The sequence below is a fragment of the Streptomyces sp. MS19 genome, from assembly GCF_047200595.1.
Lineage (GTDB): Bacteria > Actinomycetota > Actinomycetes > Streptomycetales > Streptomycetaceae > Streptomyces.
The window spans coordinates 45,415-71,514 of record NZ_JBJZOH010000021.1 but is presented as its reverse complement, the minus strand read 5'-3'; the positions used below and the strand labels follow the sequence as shown (position 1 = coordinate 71,514).

The window sequence follows — 26,100 nt, the reverse complement described above, 5'->3', positions numbered from 1 at the left end:
CAAGGAAGTGACCGATACCCATGACCGAAGTCCTCGTCCTCGTCGACCACCAGGACGGCACCGTCCGCAAGCCCACGCTGGAACTCCTCACCCTCGCCCGCCGCCTCGGCGACCCGGTCGCCGTCCACCTCGGCCCCGGCGCCGACACCGCCGCACCCGTCCTCGCCGAGCACGGCGCGACGCGCGTACTCGCCGCCGACGCGCCCGAGTTCGCCGACTACCACCTCGTGCCGAAGGTGGACGCGCTCCAGGCCGCGTACGACGCCGTGTCCCCGGCCGCCGTGCTCGTCGCCTCGTCCGCCGAGGGCAAGGAGATCGCCGCCCGGCTCGCCCTGCGCACCGGCTCCGGACTCATCACCGACGCCGTGGACGTCGAGCCGGGCGACGACGGTCCCGTCACCACGCAGTCCGCGTTCGCCGCCGCCTACAGCACGGCCTCCCGCGTCACGAAGGGCACGCCGGTCATCACCGTCAAGCCCAACTCCGCGGCCCCCGAGCCCGCCCCGGCCGCCGGGACCGTCGAGGAACTCGCCGTCACGTTCGGCCCGCTCGCCACCGGCACCTCCGTCGTCTCCCGCACCCCGCGCGAGGCCAGCGGCCGCCCCGAGCTGTCCGAGGCCGCCATCGTCGTCTCCGGCGGCCGCGGCGTGGGCGGCAAGGAGAACTTCGCCGTGGTCGAGGCGCTCGCCGACGCGCTCGGCGCCGCCGTCGGCGCCTCCCGCGCCGCCGTGGACGCCGGCTGGTACCCGCACTCGCACCAGGTCGGCCAGACCGGCAAGACGGTCTCCCCGCAGCTGTACGTCGCCGCGGGCATCTCCGGCGCGATCCAGCACCGGGCCGGCATGCAGACCTCGAAGACCATCGTCGCCGTGAACAAGGACGCCGAGGCGCCGATCTTCGAGCTGGTGGACTACGGCGTGGTGGGCGACCTGTTCGAGGTCGTCCCCGCGCTGACCGAGGAGGTCAAGGCCCGCAAGGGCTGACCGAGGCCACCGGACGGGCCCGTCAGCGTCGACGGGCCCGTCCGGCGCACCCCTGCCCGCCGAACGGGAGCGAAGCCGCATGCCGCAGCCCGAACGAGTCGCGACCACCCTGCCGCCGTCCGTGCCCGCCGCCCTCGCGGCCGAACTCGCCGCGGTCGACGCCGACCTCGCCCGCCGCTACCCGGGCGACCCCGGCACCCGCCAGCCGGTGCACACCGTCTACGTCCCCGCCGACCGGTACGCCCCCGACACCCCACGCGCCTGGGGCGACGAGGCACTCGCCCTGCTCGACCGGCACGCCCCCGACGCCGCCGCGTTCGCCGCCGTCCTCGGCCTGCCGGACCACCTCGCCGCGCCCGTGCACGAACGGGTCCGCGCCAAGCTCGTCCGCGAGCCGGTCGAGGACCTGCGCATCGACTTCGAGGACGGCTACGGCCACCGGCCCGACGCCGAGGAGGACGCCGACGCCGCCCGCGCCGCCCGGCTGCTGGCCCGCGCCGTCGCCGACGGCAGCGCCCCGCCGTACGCCGGTATCCGCCTCAAGAGCATGGAGGCGCCGGTCCGCGACCGCGGCGTCCGCACCCTCGACATCTTCCTCACCACACTTCTCGAAGCGGGACCGCTGCCCGCCGGCTTGTGCCTGACGCTGCCCAAGACCTCGTACGCCGAGCAGGCCGCCGCCATGGCCGGGCTGTGCGCACGCTTCGAGGAGGCGGCCGGACTGCCCCCGGGCCGCCTGCGCTTCGAGATCCAGATCGAGACCACCCAGGCCGTGCTCGGCGCCGACGGCCGCGCCACGGTCGCCCGCATGATCGACGCCGCGGGGGGCCGCGTCACCGGCCTGCACTACGGCACGTTCGACTACAGCGCCGCCTGCCAGGTCAGCGCCGCCCACCAGTCCGCCGACCACCCCGCCGCCGACCACGCCAAGGCCGTCATGCAGGCCGCCGCGGCGGGCACCGGCGTACGGCTCAGCGACGGCTCCACCAACGTCCTCCCGGTCGGCCCCACCGACCGCGTGCACCATGCCTGGCGCCTGCACCACGACCTCGTACGCCGCGCCCTCGCCCGCGCCTACCACCAGGGCTGGGACATGCACCCGGGCCACCTCCCCACCCGCTACGCCGCCGTCTACGCCTTCCACCGCGACGGCCTGCCCGACGCCGCCGCCCGCCTGGCGGCCTGGGCCGGGGGCGCGGACGGCTCCGGCGGTGTCCTCGACGAACCCGCGACCGCCCGCGCGCTCAGCGGCTTCCTCCTGCGCGGCCTCGACTGCGGCGCCCTCGACACCGCCGAGGTGACGGCCGCCTCCGGGCTCGACCGCACCCACCTGCACGCCCTCGCGGGCCGCGCGTCGCGCACCTCACCACCACCGGACTGGACAACTCAGGGCACGACGGACCAGGCTTCCTGGTCATGACCACTGATCTTGTCGCCGCCGTGGACATCGGCGGTACGAAAATCGCTGGCGCGCTCGTGGACGGGACCGGGGATCTGCTCCACCGCGTCCAGCGCCCGACCAGGGCCGGGGAGTCGGCCGGGAGCGTCCAGGGCTCCCTCACCGAGGTGGTCACCGCGCTGACCGCGCACGAACTGTGGCCGCGCGTCGCCGCGGTCGGCGTGGGCAGCGCCGGGCCCGTGGACGCCCGCACCGGCACCGTCAGCCCGGTGAACATCCCCGGCTGGCGCGACTTCCCCCTCGTCGACAGCATCACCGCGGTCGCGGGGCCGCTGCCCGTGACCCTCGTCGGCGACGGCGTCGCCATCGGCGCGGGCGAGCACTGGCGCGGCGCCGCGCGCGGCCGGAGCAACGTGCTGTGCATGGTCGTCTCGACCGGCGTCGGCGGCGGCCTCATCCTCGACGGCAGGCTCCGCCCCGGCCCGAGCGGCAACGCCGGGCACATCGGCCACATCAGCGTCGACTTCGACGGCGAGCTGTGCCCCTGCGGCGGGCGCGGCTGCGTCGAACGCATCGCCAGCGGCACCAACATCGCCCGCTACGCCTACGCCTCCGGCTGGCGCCCCGACGACCCGGACGGCGACGTCACGGCGGCGGGCGTCGCGGCAGCGGCGGCCAGGGGCGACGTGATCGCCCTGGAGGCGTACGAGCGGGCGGCGCGCGCGCTCGCCGCCGGCATCGCCGCGACCGCCACGCTGATCGAGATCGAGACCGTGGTCATCGGCGGCGGCGTCAGCCAGGCCGGGGACGTCCTGTTCGCCCCGCTGCGCCGGGCCCTGTCCGCGTACGCGACCCTCCCGTTCGTCCGGAACCTGGAGGTCGTGCCCGCTCAGCTCGGCACGGACGCGGGTCTGGTCGGCGCCGCCGCGGCCTGCTGGCACTCGGACACGTTTTCGGAGCGGGCCCAAGTGGGCAACTGATTGCAGGGGCACGAAGGAGGGGGCCACGTGATCATCTGGCTGAACGGCGCCTCCGGCGCGGGCAAGACCGCGGCGGCGGCGGAGCTGGTCCACCTGCTGCCGGGGAGCACGCTGTTCGACCCCGCCGTGGTCGGCGAGGGGCTGCGCGCCCTGCTGCCCAAGCAGCGGCTCGCCGAGGTGGACGACGTGCAGGACCTCCCGGCGTGGCGCCGCCTCGTGGTGGACACGGCGGTGGCCCTGCTCGCGGAACTGCCCGGCCCCCTCGTCACTCCGATGACGCTCCTGCGCCAGGAGCACCGCGACGAGATCTTCGGCGGCCTCGCCACCCGCAGGATCGCCGTGCAGCACTTCCTGCTCGACGCGGAGGAAACGTTCCTGCGCGCCCGGATCGACCAGTGCACCGTTGTGGACGGCGAGGCGGCGCGCAGCCGTCGTCTCGGCCTGCTGTCCGGCTACACGGCGGCCCTCTCCTGGCTGGCGGGGGACACCTACCGCCTCGACACCTCAGGACTCACGCCCAGGGAGACCGCGGAACGCCTCGCCGAGGCAGTCGGCCGCGGCGACGGCATGTGCCCCATCGTGCAGACGCCGCCGCCCCGCGCCGAGACCCTGGCGGCCGGGGTGCTCTTCTTCGACGACCAGGACCGTGTCCTGCTGGTCGACCCGACCTACAAGCCCGGCTGGGAGTTCCCCGGCGGCGTCGTGGAGCCGGGGGAGCCCCCGGCCCGCGCAGCCGTCCGCGAGGTCGCCGAGGAGCTGGGGCTGCACCTCGCCCAGGAACCGCCGCTGCTCGTCGTCGACTGGGAGCCGCCCCGCCCGCCCCGGTTCGGCGGGCTGCGACTGCTGTTCGACGGCGGCAGGCTCGACGCCGACCGGGTGGGCGACCTGCTGCTGCCGGGCGAGGAGCTGCGCGGCTGGCGGTTCGCGGCGGAGGACGAGGCCGAACGGATGCTGTCGCCGGGCCGGTTCGCCCGGCTGCGCTGGGCGCTGCGCGCCCGCGCCGAGGGCCGCGCGCTCAACCTCCAGGCGGGCGTGCCGGTCGGCGTCTGATCGCGCCGCCGGATCGCGGAGCGCCGGGACCCGATCTAGCGTTACCGGTGATAACCCCGGACCGGGGAAGGCCCCCTTCCGTGAGCGGTGACCGCGATGCGCATACCGGAGTACGTACCGGACCCCGCCGACGAACGGCGCGGCTGGACCGTCCACGCCGTCCTCGGCACCACGGGCGCCGCGCTCGTCCTCGGCGTCTCCCTCGTACTGGCCCCCGGCGGCGGCGGGGGAGCGGCGGCCGGTCCGCCGCCCCAGCCGTCCGGCGCCGCCGGGCGCGGCGCCGACGCACCCGGCGCGGTGCTGGAACCGCTGCCGCCCGCCGTGCCGACCTGGGTGTCCGTCCCGGCGATCGGCGTCGACGCGCCCCTGACGCCCGTGGGGCTCGAACCGGACGGCTGGATCGAGTCGCCGCCCGAGGACGTCCCCGGCCTCGCCGGCTGGTACCGGGACGGCGCGGCGCCCGGCGCGGACGGGACGGCGGTCGTCGTCGGCCACGTGGACAACGCGGCGGGCCCCGCCGTCTTCTACGGGCTCGGCGCGCTGAACCCGGGCGACCGCGTCGAGGTCGTCCGCGAGGACGGCCGCGCCGTGGGCTTCACGGTCTACGACATCGCCGTCTACGACAAGGCCGACCTCCCCGCGCACGTCTTCCGCGCCACCGGCCAGGCCGAACTCCGCCTGCTCACCTGCGGTGGCGGCTTCGACGAGGACAGCGGCTACGCGGGGAACGTCGTCGTCTTCGCACGCATGTCGGACGCCACCTGACCCGAATGGCCCCGCGAAACAACCCGTTTGTCACACTCCGGCGGGTACGGGTGCTTCTGTCGGCCTAGGGTCGCGGTGCGGGGCGGCCTCACCTCCACAGGCCCCGGCAGACCCGACAGAGCCCGACAGAGGGAGCCATCCGATGAGCACACTGCGTACCGCGCTGGCCGGCGCCGGTCTTGGAGCGATCCTGCTGGGCGCCGCCGCGCCCGCGACCGCGGCGGCGATACCCGCGCAGGCCACCGCGTTCGGCTTCAGCGTCTCCCCGGCGAGCGTCCGGCCCGGCGGCACGGTCACCCTGACCGTCACCGGCTGCACCGGTTCCGGCGCCTACGCCGAGTCGGCCGTCTTCGACCGCGTCAGCCTCGGCGCGGCGGGCCAGACCCAGACGGCCCGCACGGCGGTCGACTCCGACGCCCGCGTCGGCGCGCAGTACGACGTGGTGTTCACCTGCGGCACGGAGACGGGCACCGCCACCCTGACCATCGCCTCGGCGTCGGCGTCACCGACCCCCACCGCGAGCGCGTCCGCCACGCCCACCCCGACCGCCACCCCCACGGCGACCACCAGCGCCACGACCCTGCCGACGCGCGGCGCGCAGGCCGGTGTCGGCGGCACGCAGCCGGGCGGCGGCGACGGGAGCGGCACCCTCATCCTGCTGGCGGGCGCGGGCGTGACCGCGCTGGCGGCGGCCGGCGCCGCGTTCGCCTTCCGGGGCAGGACCGGCCGGGGCCACTAAGACCTGCCCGGCGGGCCCTGTCGCGGCTCACGGCTTCCCCGGATGCGGCACATCGCAAGGCGCCGGATCGCAGCTCATACCCGGTCGTATGCGCGCGATGCGGCAACGCAGCGAGGTTCCCCCAGGCCCGGAGGCCTGGGAGGTACCCCCACGCCGGGCGTCGTGAGACGGGCAAGAGCCGCCGGGCGGACCCCCGCCTCGTCCCCGGCGGAGGCCGCCCCGCGCACGCCGCTCCCGGCCCGGCGGCCGGACATCCCCCTGAGAACGTGCCCTGGCCGTCGGTCCCGCATCCCGCGTCAGACGGCGGAGCTCACCGCGTACCGCTGGAGGAACAGCGCCTCCGCCACCGCCATCCGCTCCAGTTCCGCCGGGGACACGCTCTCGTCCACCGCGTGGATCTGCGCGGCGGGCTCGCTCAGCCCGATCAGCAGGATCTCCGCGTCCGGGTAGAGGCCGCGCAGCGTGCTCGTCAGCGGGATCGAGCCGCCCTGCCCCACCACCGCCATCTCCGCCCCGTCGTACGCCTCGCGCATCGCGGCGGCCATCGACGCGTAGGCGGGGCTGGTGGTGTCCGCGCTGAACGCCTCGCCCTCACCGGTCGGCCGCACCTCCACCCGCGCGCCCCACGGCGCGCGGGACGTGAGGTGCGCGGCCAGCAGCTCGCTCGCCGCCCCCGCGGCCACGCCCGGCGGCACCCGCAGGCTCACCAGCGCCTCGGCGCGTGCCTGCACGGACGGCGTCGCGCCGACGACCGGCGGGCAGTCGATGCCCAGCACCGTCACGGCCGGCCGCGCCCACACACGGTCGGCCACCGTGCCCGAGCCGATCAGCCGCACCCCGTCGAGCACCTTGGCGTCCGCCCGGAACGTCTCCTCCGGGTACTGCGTGCCCTCCCACGCCGCGTCGGCGGCCAGCCCGTCCACGGTCGTCGAACCGTCCTCGCCGCGCAGCGAGTCCAGCATCCGGATCAGCGCCGCCAGCGCGTCGGGCGCGGCGCCGCCGAACGCGCCGGAGTGCAGGTTGCCCGCCAGCGTGTCCACGCGGACGCGCACCATGGCCATGCCGCGCAGCATCGCCGTCACGGTGGGGACGCCGACGCGGAAGTTGCCCGTGTCGCCGACCACGATCGCGTCGGCCGCCAGCAGGTCCGGGTGCTCCTCGGCGTACCGTTCCAGGCCGCCGGTCCCCTGCTCCTCCGACCCCTCGACGATTACCTTCACGCCCACCGGTACGCCGCCGTCCGCGCGTAGCGCCCGCAGCGCCAGCAGGTGCATCAGGACACCGCCCTTGCAGTCGGCGGCGCCACGCCCGTACCAGCGCCCGTCGCGCTCGGTGAGCTGGAACGGGGGAGTGGTCCACGCGGCCTCGTCGAGCGGCGGCTGCACGTCGTAGTGCGCGTACAGCAGCACGGTCGGCGCACCCGCGGGGCCGGGCAGGTGACCGTAGACGGACGACGTGCCGTCCGGCGTCTCCAGCAGCGCCACGTCCCCGAACCCCTCGGCCCGCAGCGCGGCGGCGATCCACTCGGCCGCGCCGAGGCACTCGCTCGCCGGGAACTGCGCCGGGTCGGCGACCGACCGGTAGGCCACCAGCTCCGCCAACTCCTCCTTGGCCTGCGGCATCAGCGCGGCGACGGCGGCAGAGATCGCGGCATGCTGGGCACTGTGCTCCATGAGACGCTCCTTGTGCGGGCACGCCGGCGGCCACGGCGATCGGCAGGACAGCGCGTGCCTTCGAACGGGAATGCGTCCGATGATCCCACAGCCGTGTTCCGTGCCCGAGGCTGCGTAGGATGCCCAGCGGTGACCGACGGACGGAACGCAGCGGGGAGCTACAGCGCATCGTGAGCAGTGAAGAGGGAGCCGGGACCGGCGAGGTGTGGGATGTCGTCGTCGTGGGCGCCGGGCCCGCCGGGGCGTCCGCCGCACGGGCCGCCGCCGAGGCGGGGCGGCGGGTCCTGCTGCTGGAGAAGGCGGAACTGCCGCGCTACAAGACGTGCGGTGGCGGCATCATCGGCCCGTCGCGGGACGCGCTGCCGCCCGGCTTCGAACTGCCGCTGCGCGACCGGGTGCACGCGGTCACGTTCTCGCTGAACGGCAAGCTGTCGCGCACCCGCCGCTCCAAGCGGGTGCTCTTCGGCCTGGTGAACCGGCCCGAGTTCGACCAGCGCCTCGTCGAGGCCGCCGTCAAGGCGGGCGCCGAACTGCGCACCGGCGCCGCCGTGTCGCGCGTCGAGCAGCACGGGCCCGCCGTGCCCGACCGGCGCACGGTCGCCGTCGTCCTGTCCGGCGGCGAGATCCTCCTGGCCCGCGCGGTCGTCGGCGCGGACGGCAGCGCCAGCCGCATAGGAGCCCATGTCGGGGTGCGCCTCGGACAGGTGGACCTGGGCCTTGAGTCCGAGATCCCCGTGCCGCCCGAGGTGGCCAGGGACTGGAGCGGCCGGGTCCTCATCGACTGGGGGCCGCTGCCCGGCTCGTACGGCTGGGTCTTCCCCAAGGGCGACACGCTGACCGTCGGCGTCATCTCCGCGCGCGGCGAGGGCGCGGCGACCAAGCGCTACCTGGAGGACCTGACGGCGCGGTGCGGACTGTCCGGCTTCGAGCCGTCGATCTCGTCAGGACACCTCACCCGCTGCCGTACGGACGACTCGCCGCTGTCGCGCGGGCGGGTCCTCGTCTGCGGGGACGCCGCCGGGTTGCTGGAGCCGTGGACGCGGGAGGGCATCTCGTTCGCGCTGCGGTCGGGCAGGCTGGCCGGCCAGTGGGCGGTCAGGATCGCCGAGGCGGGTGACGCGGTGGACGCACGGCGGCAGGCGCTCAACTACACGTTCGCCGTCAAGAGCGGCCTGGGCGTCGAGATGGGCGTGGGGCGGCGCCTGCTCGACGTCTTCTCGCGGCGGCCGAGGCTGCTGCACACGGCCCTCGTCGGCTTCCGCCCGGCGTGGACGGCGTTCGCCCAGATCACGCGGGGCTCGACGACGCTGGCGGGCATCGTACGGACGCACCCGGTGGCGCGGCGGGCGCTCTCGGCACTGGACCGGGCACCGGAGGAGACAGCCGTGCCGGGCGACGACACACCGACGACGGAACCGGGCCGCGCCTGACGGCCACCCCCGCGGCCCGCTGTCCGCCCGGTGGTCGGCACCCTCGGCCCGCCTGCGGCCCGTCGCGCGCCGCCGCCCGACCGGTCCGGCCGGGCCGCCTGTTCGGACCGCCCGGCTCCGGGCGGACGCGGGCGCTGACGGGGGACCGGACGATGGCCGCCGCAGGCCGGTCCGGAGTCCGCCTTGCTCCGAGGCGCGCGGTCATCCCGTCGCCGACGGGTGCTCCCCGCTGCGCGTCACGCGCGCGCCGCTCCGGTCGTCCGCGATGTGCAGGACGCGGATGCCCGCGGACCGGTACGGCGACCACCAGCGCATGAGACGGCGCAGCGTCCGCGGACTGACGGAACGTGCCCTGCCGGCGAAGCCACCACGCCGCATCACCGGCCGGTGACCCGCCCGCCGGGCGCCCTCGTCAGCCGACCGGCCGCACCGCGTCCCGCGTCGCCCAGGCGATGACGGCCGACGCCCCGGCCAGCGCCGCGACCGTCGTCAGCGCCACCGGCATCGAGAACCAGTCGGCCAGGAAGCCGATCGCGACCGGCCCCAGCAGCATCCCGCCGTACCCCAGCGTCGAGGCGGCCGCGACCCCCCGCGGCCCCGCCACCGCCCCGGCCTGGCCGAGCGCTATCGGGAAGATGTTGGCCAGCCCGAGACCGGTGAGCACGAAGCCCGCCAGCGCGAGCCACACCGTCGGCGCCAGCGCCCCGACGAGCATCCCCACCGCCGCCGTCGCCCCGCCGAGGACCAGGCTGGTGCTCTGCCCGAGGCGCCGCAGCATCGCCGACCCCGTCAGCCGGCCCACGGTCATCGCCCCGGCGAACACCGAGTACGCGACGGCCGCCACGCCCGCGCTCGCGTCCAGCGACTCCTTCAGGTGCAGCGCGCTCCAGTCGGCGAGCGCGCCCTCCCCGTACGCCGAGCACAGCGCGATGAAGCCGAGCACCACCACGAGGCGCCGCGCGTGACTCCCGGCCGGCCCCGGCCCGTTCCGCCGCGCCGCCGTCCCGTCCGCCGCCGTCCCGTCCGCCGCCGGCGCGTCCCCGGTGTCCCCGCCCACGACGGGCAGCGTCCCGCCGACCAGGACGCGCCCCGTCGCGAGGGCGACCGCCACCCCGGCCGCGGCCAGCACCCCCAGGTGCGCGGACGCCGTGAGGCTCCCCGCCACCAGCCCGCCGAGACCGGCGCCCACCATGCCCCCCAGCGAGTACGCCGCGTGGAAGCCCGGCATGATCGGCTGCCGCGTCGCCGTCACCAGATCGACCGCCACGCTGTTGGCCGCGACGTTGACCGCCCCGAACGCCGCCCCGAAGAGCAGCAGCACGCCGCCAAGCAGCAGCGCCGAATGCGTGTGCGGCGGCAGCGCGACCGTCAGGGCGAGCAGGACGAGACCCGCCACCGTGACCACCCGGCTCCCGAACCGCTGGCACAGCCGCCCGGTGAGCGTCATCGTCACCACCGCCCCGGCGGACGTGCCGAGCAGCGCCAGGCCGAGCGCGCTGGCCGACGCCCCCGTCTGCTCCTTCACATCGGGGATGCGGACCACCCACCCGGCGAAGAGGAAGCCGTCGAGCGCGAAGAAGACGGTGAGGGCGATCCGCAGACGGCGCAGCGCGGCCTCCGCCGGCCCGGACGGCGCGCCGGCACGCCAGGCCGGTCCGGTCAGCGCCGACCGGCGTTTGTTCATCGGAGGCACAAAGCCACAATAGGCACGTGACCTCCCCTCGCACCAGGCTCGACAGAGGCCGGAACGCCCTTGGGCCGGCACTCGAACTCGTCCACACCGGCCGGGCGCCCACGCGCTCGGTCCTCACCACCGAGCTGGGCGTCACCCGCGCCACGGCCGGTGCCGTCGCCGCCGAACTACAGACGCTCGGCCTCATCACCGTGGACGCCGGCCCCGGCGCCGCCACCGGCGGACAGGGACGCCCCTCCCACCGCCTGTCCATCGCGGACGACGGGCCCGTGGCCCTCGCCGCCCAGGTGCACGCCGACGGGTACCGCGCCGCCCTCGTCGGCCTCGGCGGCCGCCTCGTCGCGACCGCCCCGCCGTCCCCGACCGTGGACGCCGACCCCGCCGAGGTGCTGCGCGCGGTCGTCGCGACGGGCGCCGCGCTGCTGCGGGACAGCGGCAGGACGTGCATCGGCGCCGCCCTCGCCGTGCCCTCCGCCGTCGCCGAGCCGGACGGCACCGCCCTCAACCCGCTGCACCTCGCCTGGCCCGTCGGCGCCCCCGTCCGCCGGATCTTCACCGAGTGCCTCGCCGAGGCGGGCATCACCGCGCCCGGCTACTGCGGCAACGACATGAACCTCACCGCCCTCGCCGAACACCGCCACGGCGCCGGGCAGGGCGCCCGCCACCTGCTGTGCGTCGCCACCGGCCACCACGGCGTCGGCGGCGCGCTCGTCGTGGACGGCAGGCTGCACAGCGGCAGCGCCGGACTCGCCCTGGAGGTGGGCCACCTGACGGTCGATCCGGACGGCAGGCCCTGCCACTGCGGAAGCCGCGGCTGCCTCGACATCGAGACCGACCCCCGCGCCCTCCTCGCCGCCGCCGGGCGCGAGCCCGGTCCCGAGGGCATCCTCCTCGACCAGGCGGGGGACCTCGTACGCGCCGGCTACCCGGCCGACCCCACCGTCCGCGACGCCACCAGGACCGTCATCGACCGCCTCGGCCTCGGCCTGGCCGGTCTTGTCAACATCCTGAACCCCGACCGCATCCTCCTCGGCGGCCTGCACCGCGTCCTGCTGGAGGCGGACGCGGAACGGCTGCGCGCCGTCGTCGAGGAACGCAGCCTGTGGGGCCGCAGCGGCAGCGTCCCCGTCCTGCCGACGAGCCTGCACCACGGCGGCCTCGTCGGCGCGGGCGAACTCGCCTGGCAGCACGTCCTCGACGACCCGCTGACCGCCCTCACTTCCACCGCCTGACCCCCGCGCCCGTACGGCCGTCCCCCCGGCGCGTCAGATCCCCCCGGCCGCCGGCGGGCCCTCCACCGCCGGGGACGGGCCGTACGCCGCCCCCCGCCGCTCCGGCAGCAGCGCCAGAACGGCCCGGCGCGCCGACTCGTCCGCCGCCTCGTCGTACGGGTCGGGCGTCGCCGGGACCTGGAGGCGGTACACCGGCCCGGCGCCCAGCCGCGCCAGCCCCCGCCCCGGCGCCATCGGCGGCGCGGCCCGCCCCGGCGCCGCCACACCCAGCACGGCCCCCGCCTGCGCCCCGTTCACCGTGCCCAGCACCACTCTGGCCCGCGCGCAGCCGGGCACCAGCGGCCCCAGCCGCTCCACCGACTCCGCCTGCTCGCCCACCACGACCGTCACCCGCCCCGCCCGCCCGTAGCGCAGCGGGACTTCGAGCAGCGCCAGCGGATCACCGGCCCCGCGCACCCGGGCCAGGTGCCCGATGAGCGCGGGCCGGTCGACGACGAGCCAGAGCGAACGCTCCGTCCGCCCCGCCGCGAGCAGCCGCCGCTCCGTCTCCCGCATCGCCCACTCCAGCGCCGTCACCGCGCCGTTCGCCGTCGACTCGACGCCCACGACCCCCGACCGTCCCGCGAAGCACGCGAACTCCCCGCCGCCGGCGCCGTCCACGAGCAGCACCTCGTCGCCCTGTTCGAGCGCCTGGAGCGCCACCGACCGCAGCAGCGACGACGCCCCCGCCCCCGGCGCCGACACCACCAGCAGGTGCGGTTCGGCCGCGCGCGGGCCCGTACGCCACACCACCGGCGCCGCGTCCAGCCGCTCGCCGTAGTCCACCCCGCCGTGTACCGGCACCGTACGGTCCACGGCCCACTCGTCCGTGAAACCGAGCACGATCTCGCCAGGCCCCGTCACGAACCGCTGCGCCCCGATCCCGGACGGCAGCGGCTGGAGCACGACGGTCTCCAGCTCGTTGCGCTCCTCCGCCCACCGGAAGCGGACCTCCCGGTCCCGCCCCGCCTTGCCCGCCAGCACGCGCTCCACCCGCGCGCGGGCCTCCGGGTCCCCGTCGGGGAAGAACGCCGGGTAGACGAGCCGCAGTCTCGCCAGCCGCCCGTCACCGCCGAACTCGTAGGCGGGGAAACACCGCTCCCAGCCGCCGCCCGGCGTGTACAGCGGCTCGGGGGAGGGGTCGGCGGGCACCGAGAAGTACGGCACCAGCGCCTCGTACAGCAGCGTCAGCCGCGCGTCGGCCGCCGCGGCGGACGCCCGCGCCGCCGAGTCGGCCCGCCGCCCGGCCACCAGTGCCGCCGCCAGCAGCAGCCCGGCCGCCAGCCACCCGCCGTACGGCACGAGCACCACCGCCGTCACCAGCGCGAACGCGCCCAGCGCCAGCGGCACGCGCCGCTCCCTGGGCGTACGGGCCCACCGCGCGCGGGCCACCAGCACGAGACGCATGAGGCCGCGCCCCACGACTTCCCATCCGTACACGATTAGAACGAGATCCCGCCCAGCAGCTCGGCCAGGCTCTGCCCGCCCGCCGCGATGCTCGGCGCCACCGCCGTGCTCGACAGGTAGAAGCCGAACAGCCCGCACACCACCGCGTGCGAGACCTTCAGCCCGTCCTTGCGGAAGAAGAGGACCACGATGACGCCCAGCAGGACGACTCCCGAGACGGACAGAACCATGTGCACTCCCGATGTACCGGCGGCGACGGCCTTCACTGTGAGCACTGTAAAGCTCACAATCGGTGACAGGCCGCTCGCCGGTGCATAAGGGTGAAAGTGTCGGCACGGCGCCCGCCGCGGCCAACGGGCGCCGTACGAGGGGCGATGCGGTGCGGTGTCCGCCGTGGATCTGGATAGGGTGGCCACGGTCGAGGGACAGGTGCAGGAAAGCCCTGGGCGACAACGGGCGACGACGCGCAAGCGCGAGGAGGAGCGAGGACGATGGCAGAAAGCACCCAGCCGTTGTCGGCGCGGGCCAAGCTGGCGGTGACGGCGGGACGGGCTGCGGCGGCGGTGTCCCGGGCCGCGGGCCGCGGCAGCGGATCGGTGATCGGCGGCAAGGTCGCGCTGCGGCTCGACCCCGAGTTGCTGTCCCGGCTCGCCGGGCACCTCGACGTGGTCCTCGTCTCGGCGACGAACGGCAAGACCACCACGACGCGCCTGATCGCCGAGGCCCTGCGCGCGGGCGGCGAGGTCGTCTCCAACGCGCTCGGCGCCAACATGCCCGCGGGCATCACCTCCGCGCTCTCCGGCGGCGGCACCGCCCGCTACGGCGTCATCGAGGTGGACGAGAAGTACCTCGCCGGGGTCGCGCGCGACGTGTCCCCCAAGATCATCGCGCTGCTCAACCTCTCCCGCGACCAGCTCGACCGCGCGGCCGAGACCCGCATGCTCGCCGAGCACTGGCGCGAGGGCCTCCAGGGCGTGAAGGCCACCATCGTCGCCAACGCCGACGACCCCCTCGTCGTCTGGGCGGCCTCCTCGTCCGGCGACGTCGTCTGGGTCGCGGCGGGACAGGAGTGGAAGGACGACGCATGGTCCTGCCCGTCCTGCGGCGGCGTGCTCCACCGCAACGGCGACGACTGGCGCTGCGCCGGCTGCGGCTTCGGCCGCCCCACGCCCACCTGGGTCCTGTCGGGCGACCACGTCCTCGACCCGCACGGCTCCGCCTGGCCCATCAGGCTCCAGCTGCCCGGCCGCGCCAACAAGGCCAACGCCGCCTCGTCCGCCGCCGTCGCCGCCGTCTTCGGCATCCCGCCGCACGTCTCGCTGGAGCGGATGCAGGCCGTGACGGCCGTCGCCGGGCGCTACGACATCGTGTCCTACCAGGGACGGGACGTGCGGCTCCTGCTGGCGAAGAACCCGGCGGGCTGGCTGGAGACGTTCTCCCTGATCGACCCGCCGCCCGCCCCGGTCATCCTGTCCGTCAACGCGCGGGGCGCCGACGGCACCGACACCTCCTGGCTGTGGGACGTGGACTACACCCGCCTCCTCGGCCACCCCGTCGCCGTCATCGGCGACCGCAAGCTCGACCTCGCCGTCCGCCTCGACGTGGCCGGGGTCGACTTCCGGGTCTGCGCGGACGCCGCCGAGGCCGTCGCCACCCTCCCGCCGGGACGCATCGAGGCCATCGCGAACTACACCGCGTTCCAGGACCTGCGCCGCGTCGTCGGCAACTGACCCGGCCCGCCCGCCACGTGAACCGCCCCGAGAGGAAAGCGACCGCCACATGACTGCCTCTGCCCTCCGGCTGGTGTGGGTCTACCCCGACCTGCTCAGCACCTACGGCGACCAGGGGAACGTCCTGGTGATGGAGCGGCGCGCGCGCCAGCGCGGCCTGCACGTCGAGCGGACGGACATCCGGTCGGACCAGCCCATCCCCACCTCGGCCGACATCTACCTGATCGGCGGCGGCGAGGACCGCCCCCAGCGCCTCGCGGCGGAGCGGCTGCGCCGTGACGGCGGCCTCCAGCGCGCCGCCGACAACGGCGCCATCATCTTCTCCGTGTGCGCCGGCTACCAGATCCTCGGCCACGAGTTCATCAACGACCTCGGCCAGCGCGAGCCCGGCCTCGGCCTGCTCGACGTCGTCAGCACGCGCGGCGAGGGCGCGCGCTGCGTCGGCGACGTCCTCGCCGACGTGGACCCGGGCCTCGGCCTGCCCCAGCTCACCGGCTTCGAGAACCACCAGGGCGTCACCCACCTCGGCCCCGGCGTGCGGCCGTTCGCCCGCGTCAGCGTCGGCCGGGGCAACGGCACCGGGGACGGCACCGAGGGCGCCTGGCGCGACACCGTCTTCGGCACGTACATGCACGGACCGGTCCTCGCCCGCAACCCGCGCATCGCCGACCACATGATCAAACTGACCCTCGACGTCGGCGCGCTCCCGCCCGTCGATGAGCGCTGGTTCGAGGCACTGCGGAACGAGCGCATTTCCGCCGCACTCAACTCCGCGGCCTGAGGACACACGGTAAAAGGGCCCCTGACCGCACCGCTGTCAGGGGCCCTCCCTATCGTGGTCACGGAATGCCTTTCCCGGCGCGCCGGAGAACCGGCGTCCGGGCCGCCAGGACAGCGAGGACGCGATGGAACACGACGGCCACGGCCACGGCACGGACCTCCCGCCGCTCACGGTGGCGCGGGCCCTCGCCCCCGGCGGCGACACCGTCTTCCTGGTCGGCTGCGCCGTCGTCCTCGCCCTCTACCTGTGGGCCGTCGTCCGCCTCCACCGCAGGGGCGACCGGTGGGCCGCCGGGCGGACCGTCTCGTTCGTCCTCGGCGTCCTGAGCATCGCCGCCGTCACCTGCACCGCGCTGTACGACTACGGGATGGTGCTGTTCAGCGCCCACATGCTCCAGCACATGGTGATCAGCATGGTGTCGCCGATCCTGCTCCTCCTCGGCGCCCCGGTCACCCTGCTGCTGCGCGCCCTCCCGGCGGGCGGCACCAGCCGCCGGGCCGTCGTCCGGCTGCTGCACAGCCGCTGGACGCGCGTGGTCACCAGCTCCCTGTTCACCATCACGCTTTTCATCGCCAGCCTCTACGCGCTGTATTTCACACCGCTTTTCGATTTCCTGATGGAATCGCGCATCGGCCACCTCGGCATGATGCTGCATTTCGTCGCGGTGGGCCTCGTCTTCTTCTGGCCCATCATGGGTGTCGACCCGGGACCGCACCGCCCGGGACATCTCATGCGGATGCTGGAACTCTTCGCCACCATGCCGTTCCACGCCTTCTTCGGCATCGCCCTCATGATGGCGAGCGGCCCGATGGTCGACACCTTCGCCGACCCCCCCGCCTCGCTCGGCACCGACGCGATCTCCGACCAGTCGGCCGCCGGCGGGATGGCCTGGGCGTTCAGCGAGATCCCCACCGTGATCGTGCTGATCGCGCTCGTCATCCAGTGGTACGTGTCCGAGCAGCGCACCGCCAAGCGCCTCGACCGCACGGCGGACCGCGACGGCGACCGCGACCTGGAGGCGTACAACGCCTACCTCGCGTCGCTGCGCACCCGCTGACCGGCGCCCGCCGCACGGCCCTCCTGTATTCTCCAGAGCATGCCCGCCGCCGCCCCGTCCTCGTCACCGGGCCGCGCCGCACCCCAGCAGAGAGGGCTGCTCACCGAGCGCATCGCCCGCCAGCTGGAGCACGACATCCGGTCGGGGCAGATCGCCGTCGGCACGAAGCTGCCGTCCGAACGCGAGCTGGCCGGCCAGTTCGGCGCGAGCCGCAACGTCGTCCGTGAGGTCCTGCGGCGGCTGGAGGCCCAGCACCTGATCGAGGTCGCACCGGGCCGCGGCTCGTTCGTCGCCGAGCAGTCGTCCGGCCAGGCCCGCAGCTACGACGCCCTCTACCGCGCCGGGCGGCCCACCGTGCGCCAGCTCATCGAGGCGCGCATCCCGCTGGAGGTCGAGATCGTCGGCCTCGCCGCCGAGCGCGCCACCGACGCGCACCTCGCCGCGATGCGCCGCGCCAACGACGGGCTCCTGCACGCCACCGACGTCGTCTCCAAGGCCAACGCCGACCTCGCCTTCCACGACGCCATCGCCGAGGCGAGCGGCAACCCGGTGCTGCGCATCATGCTCTCGTCGATCAGCGGCATGATGTTCGAGATGATGCTGCGCTCCAACTCGGACCCGTCCATCGGCGAGCCGGGCGTCCCGCACCACCCCGAGATCCTGGAAGCCGTCCTCGCCCGTGACGTCCCCGAGGCGAGGCGGCGCATGCGCGAGCACCTGATGCTCGGCCTGCGGACGTACGGCGCCGACCTCGATGTCAGCGTGGACCTCATGGCCAGACAGCACATCGACGCGCTGCTGCGCCAGTCGCACCCCCACGGCTGACCGGGCGGCCTTCCGGCCCGACAGGGCGTCAGGCTCCGAGGGTGGTCATGCCACACCTCCCCCTGTTATGGTCCGACTGGTCCTACCAGTTGGACCAGCGGATCGTCCCGACCCGTCGCGCCGGGTGATCCGTGGAGTCGAAACAGAACAAAACGGGCGTATGCACCAAGAAAGTCGAGGACGCGGATGTCCACGAGCAGCCAGTCCGTCAGCCGCCGCTCGTTCGGCCGGCTGGCCGCCGCCACGGCGATAGCCGCCGGGGGAGCGAGCCTGCTCAGCGCGTGCGGGCCGGGAGGCGGCAAGCCGTCCGCGGACACCCCGCTGCGCGTCATGGCGATCAACCACGTCTGGTCTCAGGCGATCGCGGACCGGATCGAGGAGTTCGAGGACCGCATCAAGCGCCGGGTCAGCATCACGATGCTCACCGCCGACCAGCTCTCCAACAGCTACAACGTCAAGCTCAACGCGTCCGGGACCGACGTGGACGTCATGATGGTCCGCGCCCTCCAGGAGCAGCTGCTCTTCGCCCACAACGGCTGGCTCGCCGACCTCACCGGCTATGTCGAGGGCGACGCCGGCTTCCGGTGGGACGACTTCCAGGAGGCCCCGCGCGGCCGGTCCGTCACCGCGGGCAAGGTCCTCAGCGTCCCGGTGGTCACCGAGCGCCCCGCGCTGTACTACCGGCGCGACATCGTCGAGCCGCTCGGCGGCCCGCCCGCCACGCTCGACGCGATGCTGGACATGGCCCTCGACCTGTCCGACCGGGGCAACGGCTTCTTCGGCTACGTCGGCCGCGGCCAGCGCAACGGCGCGGTCAGCACCTGGTCCAGCTTCCTGTTCTCCTTCGGCGGCGCGTTCACCCGCGACGGCCGGTCCGCGATCGCCGAGCGCGAGGCCGTCACCGCGTACGAGTACTACGGCAGGCTGCTCCACGAGGCGGGCCCGCCCGGCGCCACCAACATGAGCCTCGAACAGGCCATGCCGATCTTCGCCCAGGGCAAGGCCGCGTTCTACATCGACGCGGACGCCATCTACACGAGCTTCCTCGACCCGGCCGTCTCCACCGTCCAGGAGACCGTCGGCTTCGCACCCTTCCCCGCCGGGCCCGCCGGGTCCAAGCCGAGCAACGTCCCCTCCTGGAGCCTCGGCATCAACGAGTTCTCCCGGCTGCGCGACGACGCGTGGGAGTTCATCCGCTGGGCCGCCGGTCCCGAGATGTCCGCCGAGATCCAGGCCCTCGGCATCCCCGGCGCCCGCGAGTCCGCCTGGTCCGACCCCGAGACCCTGGCCACCTTCCCCTCCGACCTCGCCGACGCCATGCGGCAGGGCACGCAGGACGGGATCGGCGCCGACCGGCCCGACGTCCTCCAGGTCGGCCGCGCCCGCGACATCGTGGGCCGCCCCCTGGTGGCGGGCATCCTCGGCCAGTCCGTGCCCGGTGTGGCGCGCGACGCCGACGCCGAGTTCGCCGACTTCCTCGTCCGTGACAACCGCCACCGGGAGAGCTGATGTCCACCACCCAGGTCCCCCCGGCCGAGCGGACCGGCACGGCCGGCCCCCGCCGCGCCGGACGGCGGGAGCGCACGTTCGAGCAGGCCAACCGCCGCCTCAAGTGGGCCATGCTGGCCCCCGCGCTGATCTTCGTCGGTGCCATGATCGTCTTCCCGCTGCTCTTCACGCTGAACCTCAGCCTCACCGACGCCTTCGGCGCCGTGAACGCGAAGAAGGGCTACGTCGGCCTCCAGAACTTCGTCGACGCCCTGGAGGACTCGCGCCGCTTCTGGCCCGCGGTCCGCCGCACCGTCGTGTTCACCATCGGCGCGGTGCTCGTCGAGACCGTCCTCGGCCTCGGCCTCGCCATGCTGATGCGCAAGGCGTTCCGCGGCATGCGCTGGGTCCGCACCATCCTGATCATCCCGCTGCTCACCACCCCGGTCGCCATCGGCATCCTGTGGCTGCTGATCCTCGACCCGACCAACGGCATCGCCAACCACCTGCTGGAGTCGGTCGGCCTGCCCCGCCAGGAGTTCCTCGGCTCGGTCGGCCAGTCCCTGCCCACGCTGATGTTCATCGACATCTGGCAGTGGACCCCGATGATGACGCTGCTGCTGCTCGCCGGCCTGTCCACGCTGCCGGACGAGCCGGAGGAGGCGGCGCTCGTCGACGGCGCCAACGGGTGGCAGCGGTTCCGCTACGTGATCCTGCCGATGCTGAGCACGACGCTCGTCACCGCGCTGGTCCTGCGGTCCGTCGACGCGCTGAAGACGTTCGACATCCTCTACGCCACCAAGGGTCCAGGCGGCGGCTCGAACTTCGAGGTCGAGACGCTCAACGTCTACTCGTACGGACTCACCTTCGACTACCAGGAGTACGGGCTGGCCTCCGCCGTCCTCGTCCTGTTCACGCTCTTCATCATCGGTGTCGTGATCCTCCTCCGGCGCCGCGGAAGGAAGTCCGCATGAGTGCCGCAGCCCCCTCCACCCCCGCGCCCTCCGCCGCGCCTCCCGCACCCGTGCGCCGCGTCCCGTCACCGCGCGAACGCCGCCGCAGGGTCTGGGGCGGGGTCCGCGTGGCCGCCGTGATCGCCGTGTCACTGGTCTTCGCGCTGCCGCTGATCTGGATGTTCGCCGCCGCGTTCAAGACCAACGTGCAGGTGACGAACCCGGACGTCGGCCTGATCTTCACGCCGACGCTGGACAACTTCCGCGGCATCATCGACGACGGCGCCGTCTTCAGCTCGATGAAGAACTCCCTGATCGTCGGCGTCGTCTCCACGGTCCTGTCGGCGGTCATCGCCGTCCCGGCCGCCTGGGCGGTGGGCCGCTTCCGGATGCACCGCACGGGCTCGCTGATCCTCGTCGCGCGCATCATCCCGGCGATCTCGCTGCTCGTGCCCTGGTACTACCTGTTCGCGCAGGCCGGACTGGTCGGCAGCTACACCGTCCTGGTGCTCAGCCACATGTTCGTCTCGGTGCCGCTGATCCTGTGGATCATGATCGGCTTCTTCGAGGGCCTGCCGGTCGAGCTGGAGGAGGCCGCGCGCACCGACGGGCTGTCGGCGTTCGGCGCGTTCTGGCGCATATCCCTGCCGCTGGCCGCGCCCGGCACCGCGACGGCCGCACTGCTCGCGTTCGTCTTCAGCTGGAACAACTTCATGTTCGCGCTGATCTTCGCCGACGAGGACACGCAGACCGTGCCGGTGACGCTGTTCAACTTCATCTCCTACGCCAGCACCGACTGGGGCGGCCTCATGGCGGCGGCCACCCTGATCACCGTGCCGGTCGTGATCGTCGCCGTCCTCGGGCAGAAATACCTCGTCGCCGGTCTCACCGCGGGCGCGACCAAGGGCTGACCGCCCCCCCCGCACCCCGCCTCACCCCCATCCCCACCCAAGGGAAGATCCTTTCCATGAAGATCACCGACGCGAAGGTCGTCGTCACCAGCCCGGGGCGCAACTTCGTGACCCTGAAGATCACGACCGACGAGGGCGTCACCGGCCTCGGCGACGCGACGCTCAACGGCCGCGAACTCGCCGTCGTCAGCTACCTCACCGACCACGTCGCGCCCCTGCTGATCGGCAGCGACCCGCACCGCATCGAGGACACCTGGCAGTTCCTCTACCGGGGCGCGTACTGGCGGCGCGGCCCCGTGACGATGGCCGCCATCGCCGCCGTGGACGTCGCGCTGTGGGACATCAAGGCGAAGGTCGCCGGGCTGCCCCTCTACCAGCTGCTCGGCGGCGCGAGCCGCGAGCGGGTGCGCACCTACGGGCACGCCAACGGCCGCGACCTCCCCGAGCTGTTCGACTCCATACGCGCCCGGCTCGCCGAAGGCTACAAGTCGATACGTGTCCAGACCGGCATCCCGGGCCTGAAGGCCGTCTACGGGGTGCACAGCGCGCCGGACGCCGCCAACCCCACACGGCTCGACCAGCGCGTCCGCCCGCACGTCGAGGACTGGGACACCGACGCGTACCTGCGCCACATCCCGGGCGTCTTCGAGGCGGTGCGCAACGAGTTCGGCCCCGAACTGCCCCTGCTGCACGACGCCCACCACCGCCTCACCCCCCTCCAGGCGGCCAGGCTCGGCAAGGAGCTCGAACCGTACAAGCTGTTCTGGCTGGAGGACTGCACGCCCGCCGAGAACCAGGAGGGGCTGCGCGTCGTGCGCCGCCACACCACCACGCCCCTGGCGATCGGCGAGGTGTTCAACACCGTCTTCGACTACCAGACGCTGGTGCAGGAGCAGCTGATCGACTACGTGCGCTCCGCCGTCACCCACTTCGGCGGCGTCACGCCGCTGCGCAAGCTGTTCGACTACGCCGCGCAGTACCAGATCAGGAGCGCGATCCACGGCCCCGAGGACATCTCGCCGGTCGGCATGGCCGCCGCCGTCCACCTGGACCTGGCGATCCACAACTTCGGCATCCAGGAGTACTCGGGCCACACCGACCTGACGAACGAGGTCTTCCGGCACGCGTACACGTTCAGCGACGGACACCTCCACCCCGGCGAGGCCCCGGGCATCGGCGTCGAGCTGGACGAGGAACTCGCCGCCGCCCACCCGTACGCGCAGGGCTACCTGCCCGTGAACCGCCTCCAGGACGGCACCGTCCACGACTGGTGACCCGCCCCCTCGCCGCGGTTCTGCCGCGGCCGTCTCAGCGCAGGCGCGCCGAGATGGCCGCGGCGGTCGCGCGTACGGTGTCCGCCAGCGCCAGCAGCTCGTCGCGCGGCACGAGGAAGGTCACCGTCGAGACGCTCACGCCGCCGATGACCGCCCCGGCCGCGTCGCGCAGCGGTGCCCCGAGGCAGCGGATCGTGGTCTCGTTCTCCTCGTCGTCCAGCGCGAAGCCGTCCGCCCGCACCCGCGCCAGCTCCCGGCGCAGCGCGTCGCCGTCCGTCAGCGTGCGCGGCGTCCTGGCGGGCAGCCCGGCGCGGTCGATCAGCTCGGCCAGCTCGTCCCCGGGGAGCGCCGCGAGGACGCACTTGCCGATCGCCGTCGAGTGCAGCGGCATGCGCATGCCGACGTGCGACGCCATCTGCACGGCGTGCGGGCCCGAGACCTTGTGGGTGTACGCCGCCCCGTCGCCGCTGCGCAGCGCCGCGTGCACCGTGTGGCCCGTACGGTCGCGCAGCCCCGTCAGCTCGGACTGGACCAGCTCGTCGCCCGCGCCGTCCGCGTGGACCTGCGCCGCCAGTGCCCGCAGGCGGGGGCCGGTCGCGTAACCGCCCTCGCCGTCGGGGACGAGGAACGCGTCGTCCACCAGGCTGCGCAGGATGCGGTGCGCGCTGGCCTTGGGCACCCCGGCGGCGGCGGCGATGGCGCCGAGGCGGTGGGGGCCGCCCGGCGCGGCGGCGGCCTCCAGCAGGCGCAGCGCCTTGGCGGTGGCGTTGCCCGCGTCCGACGAACGGCCCGCCCGCGCGCCCGTGGCCGTGCTCGTGCGGGCGTCGTTGTCCGGCATTGACAGCTCCCCGTGGGCTCGTTAGCGTCAGTGGCGTTTCATTCAACAGAACAGCATTCTACGTAACGGAACGGCATGTCAGCAACGAGCCCCCTCCTCGCCGCCCTCGGCGCCCAACGCCTCCTCCCGGTGCTGCGCTCACCGGACGTCCCGGCCGCCGTCGCCCGTGTCACGGGCCTGGTCGGGGCGGGCTGCCGGGCGGTCGAGCTGACCACCTCGACCCCCGACTGGCATCTCGCCCTCGCCGCCTGCCGCGACGCGCTCGGCGACGGCCCGCTGCTCGGCGTCGGCACCGTCACCACCGCGGAACAGGCCACCGCGGCCGCCGACGCCGGGGCCGCGTTCCTCGTCTCGCCCTACCCGGCCCCCGCGGTCCGCGCGGTCGCCGCCGAGCGCGGGACCGTCTTCATCGAGGGCGGCTTCACCCCCGCCGAGGTCGCCGACGCCGCGAGCCGCGGCCCCGCGAAGGTCTTCCCCGCCCACGTCGGCGGGCCCCGTTTCCTCTCCTCCCTGCGCGCCGTCCTGCCGCACGCCGTCCTCATCCCGACCGGCGGCATCGCCGTGGACGAGGCGCCCGCCTACCTCGCCGCCGGGGCGCTCGCCGTCGGCATCGGCTCGGGACTGCCCGACGACCACGCCGCGCTCGCCCGCGTCTTCGGGGGCGCGTGATGGCACGCTTCGACGTCGTCCTCATCGGCGAGATCCTCGTCGAGCTGTACTGCGAGGGCCCCCTCGGCGACGGCACGCCCGTCCGGCTCGGCTTCTCCGGCGACACCCTCAACGCGGCAGCCGCCTCGGCCGCCGCCGGTGCCCGTACGGCCGTGCTGACCGCCGTCGCCGACGATCAGCTCGGCGACGCCCTGGTCCGCCGCGTCGCCGACCTCGGCGTCGACACCTCGCTCATCCAGCGCGTGCCCGGCAGCAACGGCGCCTACATGCTGCACGGCGACCTCACGGGCGAGCGCGAGTTCACCTACTGGCGCAGCGGCAGCGTCGCCTCCCGCCTGGACGCCGCCGACATCGAGCGGCACGCGGCCGTCCTCGCGGAGGCGGGTGCCCTCGTCGTCACCGGCATCGGCAGCGCGCTGTCCGACACCAGCCGCCGCGCCGTCCTCACCGCCGCCCGGATCGCGTCGGACGGCGGCGCCGCCGTCGTCTACGACCCCAACTTCCGCGCCCGCCTCACCACCGCGGAACGGGCACGCGCCGCCCTCGCCGAGATCGCCCCGCACTGCGCCCTCGTCACCCCCTCCTGCCCCTCCGACGCCCGCGCGCTGCTCGGCACCGGCGACCCGGAGTCGGCGGCCCGTGAGGCACGGGCGCTCGGCGCGGCGGCGGCGGCCGTCACCATGGGCGCGGACCGCGTGGTCGTCGCCGACGCCGACGGCCTGGTCACCTTCCCCGTGCCGCGCGTCGCCGAGGCCGTGGACGCCACCGGCGCGGGGGACGTCCTGGCGGGCACCACCGCCGCGCGCCTGGCGCTCGGCGACCCGCTGCGCACGGCCGTGAGCCTGGGCATCGGGGCCGCCTCCCTGTCGGTGGCGGGACAGGGCGGCACCGGCCTTATCCCCACCCTGGCCGACACCCGGACCGCCGCCCCCACGCCGCCCACCGCCTGACCCAGGGCGGGGCCCGCCGTTCTCCCGGTCCCGGCGGACACCGCGCCGATCGCTGAGACCGCCGTGCCGGGGGCGGCGCGTACGGCGGGGTCCGGATGACCCGCCAGGCGTGCCGACCCCGTTGAAGCCGTTTCCCGCCGCCGCCTGCGTGAGCGGCGTCGCGCACCTGGGCGGCCTCGCGGGTGCACGGGCGGCCGGCGTGGACGCCGGGGGACGGAGACCTCCCAGACCTGAGGACCGTCCAGCGCGCCCCGCGCGCCGGGCGTGGCGGCTGGGAGGGGCCCCGGAGGCGGCGCTGTCCGCGTTGCCGCATCGTCGGGTACACCGGGTACGAGGACGGTCCGGTGTGCCCCCAGCCCGTCAGGCCGGGGGAGCCCCGGGCGGTCCGGCAGACACAGGCGGACAGTGGCCGGGTCCGGAGGACCGCTGCGCGTGCGGGCGCACGCGGGCTTGCCGCCGGTGCGAGGCGGACGGACATCACCATCCGGCCGGTGGCGGCGTCCACGCCGGTCTCACGACGTCGCGCCACCCGTCGCCAGGGCCAGCACCTCGTCCGCCAGCTCGGCGACCGGGCGCCCGGCGTCGAGATGGACGCCCTCCGCGCGCAGCTCGTCCGCGGCGGCGGTCCACCTCACATTCTGCTCGCGGCACCAGCGGCGGATCTCCGCGTCGCGCACCGGGTCGCCCGGAACGACGGTCCGGCCGTCGATGCGCCTGCCGAGCTCGGCGGGCGGCACCCGGAGGCAGACGTGCAGGACGTCCACGCCCGCCGTCCGCAGCGCGCCGAAGATCTCCCGGGCGTACGCGGCGTCCACCAGCGTCTGCGCCGACAGCACCGGCCGGTCGTACTCCTCGAAGAGCCCGAGGGCGAGCGAGACGACCTGCCTGCGCCACAGCGGCAGGTGCTGGAAGTTGCCCCCGGTGACAGGGACGATCTCCCTCAGGAGGTAACCGGTCGACTCCGGGTCGTAGACCAGCGCCTCGGGCCACCTCCGGCTCAACTCGCCGACGAGCGTGGTCTTCCCGCTGCCGAAGGCGCCGTTCACCCAGACCATCCGATGCGTCATGGAGCGACGATAGACGCGCCCGTACGGAGGCAGGGCGCCCCCGGGCAGAAGGATCCGGACGGCGGCGGGAGCGCCCCGCCTGACTCCCGGGCCACAGCCCACCCCCGCCGACCTGCGGTCTTCCCGCCTCACGCCCGTCGCGGCCCCCGCCGCGGAAATGGCGGGAA

At 74.7% G+C, this 26,100-nt stretch carries 24 protein-coding genes; 18 read left to right on the top strand and 6 right to left on the bottom strand.

Going from position 1 to position 26,100, the window contains the following annotated elements:
• The first annotated feature begins 20 nt into the window (after positions 1–20).
• From ACL02R_RS19920 to ACL02R_RS19895, 6 genes are all read left to right on the top strand, one after another.
• Positions 21–983: an electron transfer flavoprotein subunit alpha/FixB family protein gene (locus ACL02R_RS19920; protein ID WP_412798308.1), complete on the top strand. Its 963-nt coding sequence runs from the start codon at positions 21–23 to the stop codon at positions 981–983.
• A gap of 79 nt (positions 984–1,062) precedes the next feature.
• Complete coding sequence (locus ACL02R_RS19915; RefSeq protein ID WP_412798307.1) at positions 1,063–2,403, top strand: DUF6986 family protein; 1,341 nt, start codon at positions 1,063–1,065, stop codon at positions 2,401–2,403.
• Entirely contained in the window at positions 2,400–3,362 is a 963-nt protein-coding gene (locus tag ACL02R_RS19910) for an ROK family protein (RefSeq protein WP_412798306.1), read from the top strand. Before ACL02R_RS19915 ends, ACL02R_RS19910 begins: the two co-directional genes overlap by 4 nt.
• Before the next feature lie 27 nt (positions 3,363–3,389).
• Positions 3,390–4,412 carry an NUDIX domain-containing protein gene (locus ACL02R_RS19905; protein WP_412798305.1) on the top strand — a complete coding sequence of 341 codons (1,023 nt, stop codon included), beginning with the start codon at positions 3,390–3,392 and terminating at the stop codon, positions 4,410–4,412.
• A gap of 96 nt (positions 4,413–4,508) precedes the next feature.
• Positions 4,509–5,177, top strand: coding sequence for a class F sortase (locus tag ACL02R_RS19900; RefSeq protein WP_412798304.1), 669 nt, complete (start codon positions 4,509–4,511; stop codon positions 5,175–5,177).
• Between the two features lie 142 nt (positions 5,178–5,319).
• Positions 5,320–5,916, top strand: coding sequence for a hypothetical protein (locus ACL02R_RS19895; protein WP_412798303.1), 597 nt, complete (start codon positions 5,320–5,322; stop codon positions 5,914–5,916).
• 296 nt (positions 5,917–6,212) lie between these two features.
• Here ACL02R_RS19895 and ACL02R_RS19890 read toward each other — a convergent pair whose 3' ends face one another.
• The gene (locus tag ACL02R_RS19890) at positions 6,213–7,589 is read right to left on the bottom strand and encodes a dipeptidase (protein WP_412798302.1); all 1,377 of its coding nucleotides are present in this window, start codon (positions 7,587–7,589) and stop codon (positions 6,213–6,215) included.
• Between the two features lie 119 nt (positions 7,590–7,708).
• Here ACL02R_RS19890 and ACL02R_RS19885 point away from each other — a divergent pair, with 119 nt between their 5' ends.
• Positions 7,709–9,019, top strand: coding sequence for a geranylgeranyl reductase family protein (locus tag ACL02R_RS19885; RefSeq protein WP_412798301.1), 1,311 nt, complete (start codon positions 7,709–7,711; stop codon positions 9,017–9,019).
• A gap of 412 nt (positions 9,020–9,431) precedes the next feature.
• Here ACL02R_RS19885 and ACL02R_RS19880 read toward each other — a convergent pair whose 3' ends face one another.
• A complete protein-coding gene (locus ACL02R_RS19880; protein WP_412798300.1) occupies positions 9,432–10,712 on the bottom strand; it encodes an MFS transporter in 1,281 nt (426 codons plus the stop codon).
• 17 nt (positions 10,713–10,729) lie between these two features.
• Between ACL02R_RS19880 and ACL02R_RS19875 the strand changes: the two genes are divergently transcribed.
• Complete coding sequence (locus tag ACL02R_RS19875) at positions 10,730–11,944, top strand: ROK family protein (RefSeq protein ID WP_412798299.1); 1,215 nt, start codon at positions 10,730–10,732, stop codon at positions 11,942–11,944.
• Between the two features lie 33 nt (positions 11,945–11,977).
• On the opposite strand, the gene ACL02R_RS19870 is transcribed toward ACL02R_RS19875, so the two are convergent.
• Entirely contained in the window at positions 11,978–13,423 is a 1,446-nt protein-coding gene (locus ACL02R_RS19870) for a hypothetical protein (RefSeq protein WP_412798298.1), read from the bottom strand.
• Positions 13,424–13,425: 2 nt separating this feature from the next.
• Positions 13,426–13,620, bottom strand: coding sequence for a hypothetical protein (locus ACL02R_RS19865; protein WP_412798297.1), 195 nt, complete (start codon positions 13,618–13,620; stop codon positions 13,426–13,428).
• A 261-nt stretch (positions 13,621–13,881) separates the two neighbouring features.
• Here ACL02R_RS19865 and ACL02R_RS19860 point away from each other — a divergent pair, with 261 nt between their 5' ends.
• The 8 genes from ACL02R_RS19860 to manD all read left to right on the top strand — a co-directional run bounded on the left by ACL02R_RS19860 (position 13,882) and on the right by manD (position 22,409).
• Positions 13,882–15,120: a MurT ligase domain-containing protein gene (locus ACL02R_RS19860; RefSeq protein ID WP_412798296.1), complete on the top strand. Its 1,239-nt coding sequence runs from the start codon at positions 13,882–13,884 to the stop codon at positions 15,118–15,120.
• Between the two features lie 49 nt (positions 15,121–15,169).
• Entirely contained in the window at positions 15,170–15,901 is a 732-nt protein-coding gene (locus ACL02R_RS19855) for a type 1 glutamine amidotransferase (RefSeq protein ID WP_362959288.1), read from the top strand.
• A gap of 124 nt (positions 15,902–16,025) precedes the next feature.
• Positions 16,026–16,958, top strand: coding sequence for a cytochrome c oxidase assembly protein (locus tag ACL02R_RS19850; RefSeq protein WP_412798295.1), 933 nt, complete (start codon positions 16,026–16,028; stop codon positions 16,956–16,958).
• A gap of 39 nt (positions 16,959–16,997) precedes the next feature.
• A complete protein-coding gene (locus tag ACL02R_RS19845; RefSeq protein ID WP_412798294.1) occupies positions 16,998–17,783 on the top strand; it encodes a FadR/GntR family transcriptional regulator in 786 nt (261 codons plus the stop codon).
• 186 nt (positions 17,784–17,969) lie between these two features.
• Complete coding sequence (locus ACL02R_RS19840; protein WP_412798293.1) at positions 17,970–19,292, top strand: ABC transporter substrate-binding protein; 1,323 nt, start codon at positions 17,970–17,972, stop codon at positions 19,290–19,292.
• The gene (locus tag ACL02R_RS19835) at positions 19,292–20,245 is read left to right on the top strand and encodes a carbohydrate ABC transporter permease (protein ID WP_412798292.1); all 954 of its coding nucleotides are present in this window, start codon (positions 19,292–19,294) and stop codon (positions 20,243–20,245) included. The genes ACL02R_RS19840 and ACL02R_RS19835 overlap by 1 nt, the downstream gene beginning before the upstream one ends.
• Positions 20,242–21,135 carry a carbohydrate ABC transporter permease gene (locus ACL02R_RS19830; protein ID WP_412798291.1) on the top strand — a complete coding sequence of 298 codons (894 nt, stop codon included), beginning with the start codon at positions 20,242–20,244 and terminating at the stop codon, positions 21,133–21,135. The genes ACL02R_RS19835 and ACL02R_RS19830 overlap by 4 nt, the downstream gene beginning before the upstream one ends.
• Positions 21,136–21,191: 56 nt before the next feature.
• Positions 21,192–22,409: a D-mannonate dehydratase ManD gene (manD, locus tag ACL02R_RS19825; protein ID WP_412798290.1), complete on the top strand. Its 1,218-nt coding sequence runs from the start codon at positions 21,192–21,194 to the stop codon at positions 22,407–22,409.
• Positions 22,410–22,443: 34 nt separating this feature from the next.
• On the opposite strand, the gene ACL02R_RS19820 is transcribed toward manD, so the two are convergent.
• Entirely contained in the window at positions 22,444–23,247 is an 804-nt protein-coding gene (locus ACL02R_RS19820) for an IclR family transcriptional regulator (protein ID WP_412798289.1), read from the bottom strand.
• Between the two features lie 75 nt (positions 23,248–23,322).
• Between ACL02R_RS19820 and ACL02R_RS19815 the strand changes: the two genes are divergently transcribed.
• Both ACL02R_RS19815 and ACL02R_RS19810 read left to right on the top strand, forming a co-directional pair.
• On the top strand, positions 23,323–23,916 hold the full coding sequence (locus ACL02R_RS19815; RefSeq protein WP_412798288.1) for a bifunctional 4-hydroxy-2-oxoglutarate aldolase/2-dehydro-3-deoxy-phosphogluconate aldolase: 594 nt from the start codon (positions 23,323–23,325) through the stop codon (positions 23,914–23,916).
• A complete protein-coding gene (locus ACL02R_RS19810) occupies positions 23,916–24,866 on the top strand; it encodes a sugar kinase (RefSeq protein ID WP_412798287.1) in 951 nt (316 codons plus the stop codon). The genes ACL02R_RS19815 and ACL02R_RS19810 overlap by 1 nt, the downstream gene beginning before the upstream one ends.
• A 512-nt stretch (positions 24,867–25,378) precedes the next feature.
• On the opposite strand, the gene ACL02R_RS19805 is transcribed toward ACL02R_RS19810, so the two are convergent.
• The gene (locus ACL02R_RS19805) at positions 25,379–25,933 is read right to left on the bottom strand and encodes an AAA family ATPase (RefSeq protein ID WP_412798286.1); all 555 of its coding nucleotides are present in this window, start codon (positions 25,931–25,933) and stop codon (positions 25,379–25,381) included.
• Between the last annotated feature and the right edge of the window lie 167 nt (positions 25,934–26,100).